Origin of the sequence: Methanocalculus sp. (assembly GCF_029762515.1) — an archaeon.
Classification (GTDB): domain Archaea; phylum Halobacteriota; class Methanomicrobia; order Methanomicrobiales; family Methanocorpusculaceae; genus Methanocalculus.
In genome coordinates, this window is sequence record NZ_JARVGN010000538.1 from 1 (window position 1) to 1,264 (window position 1,264).

Annotated in this window: 4 protein-coding genes; all 4 read right to left on the reverse strand. The window is 50.4% G+C overall.

What is annotated here, in order from left to right:
- Nucleotides 1-364, reverse strand: a 364-nt coding sequence (locus tag QCH34_RS12950; RefSeq protein WP_300334735.1) for a hypothetical protein, incomplete at its 3' end; no start/stop codon positions are given.
- Nucleotides 361-534 carry a hypothetical protein gene (locus QCH34_RS12955; protein ID WP_300334736.1) on the reverse strand — a complete coding sequence of 58 codons (174 nt, stop codon included), beginning with the start codon at nucleotides 532-534 and terminating at the stop codon, nucleotides 361-363. The genes QCH34_RS12955 and QCH34_RS12950, both read right to left, overlap by 4 nt.
- Complete coding sequence (locus tag QCH34_RS12960) at nucleotides 531-734, reverse strand: excisionase family DNA-binding protein (protein WP_300334737.1); 204 nt, start codon at nucleotides 732-734, stop codon at nucleotides 531-533. The genes QCH34_RS12955 and QCH34_RS12960 overlap by 4 nt, the downstream gene beginning before the upstream one ends.
- A 198-nt stretch (nucleotides 735-932) precedes the next feature.
- On the reverse strand, nucleotides 933-1,264 hold a 332-nt coding region (locus tag QCH34_RS12965), incomplete at its 5' end, for a zinc-ribbon domain-containing protein (protein ID WP_300334738.1).

The window sequence follows — 1,264 nt, forward strand, 5'->3', positions numbered from 1 at the left end:
GTTCGCCGTCTACGGGGGCCATGATCATGGCGGGATTGGAGATACCCCACGGCCCGTTGGTAATATCGGGCGGGACGACAATTTGCTCCTTGAAGACGTAAATCGGGAATTCCTTCGCAAAGGCCCGAAGTTTCAGGTAGTCGGGCGACTTTTCGGTCAGGGGTTGGCCCTTGATCTCCACGTAGGCCCCCAGATGCGGCAACCAGAAATCAGGCAGGTACCACATGCCGTTATCGAGCTGGTAGCCCTCTTTTTCGTATTCGTAGGAAATACCGAGCGCATCGAAGAAGACGGCCCACCGTGCCTCGGCCCGTGACCTGAAATAATACCCGTTGTAGTGGGTTGGGATCGGCCTGACGGTCACGCTTGTTCCTCCTCAATCGAAATTGCACCTGTTTTGAGGAGGTACTTAACCACCACGCGATGGGTGGGTGAGAGGCGTTTGACGTATTCGATGACATCGCCAGCAAACGTTAAATGGCTGGACGGCGTATTATGTCCTGCCAAGTGCTGGCTTTTGGTGAGTTCGGTCACGCGACCTCACCAATACTTTCCATGATGTCGTCAACAGCCTGATTCGGAATTAGAAAGGCGATTCCAACCTTTTCTGCGGGAATTTCTTCCCGCTTAATCAGGAAGTAGAGCGACTGTACGGGGATTCCTGTTCGACATGACGCTTCGATGACGGTGTAATAACCGGGATACCGCTTAACTGCGGTGAATGTTTCGACCATTGTTTCTCATTCTCCTTCATTCTCCTACACCAGTTTAAAGTGCAAACTACATGTATATAAATAGATACGCTTTTTGTAAGCTCCGATTGACAAAAGAAGCTCGCCGTGAAGCGATTGCATATGCAATTGTGAAACACAATTTTGTGAAATTTGTAAGGTGGGGGCAAACAAAAAGAGATGCTTACGGGAAATATTATTCTATTTTGCAGATATATTTTGGATTTTTTGGTCGATCAGCGCATCGAGGTATTCATCGAGATTCCCGAAATCCTTGAACATGGGGTGGGTTTCCACCATCTTTCGGAGTTCTTGTATCTGACAGGCCACTTTTGCATTGAGGGGGGTGCCGCACTGTGCGCAGAAGCTGTTGGTGGGCACGTTCTCGGTGGCGCATATGGGGCAGATTCGCAGTTTCAAAGTATCGTCGGGCTGTTTATCCCCTTCGGTCTCTACTCCGGCGAGTTTGCGGGCGATCCGCTTCTTGTCCTCGGCCCCGAAATGCGAGTACCGTTTCAGCATGGTACTGCCTT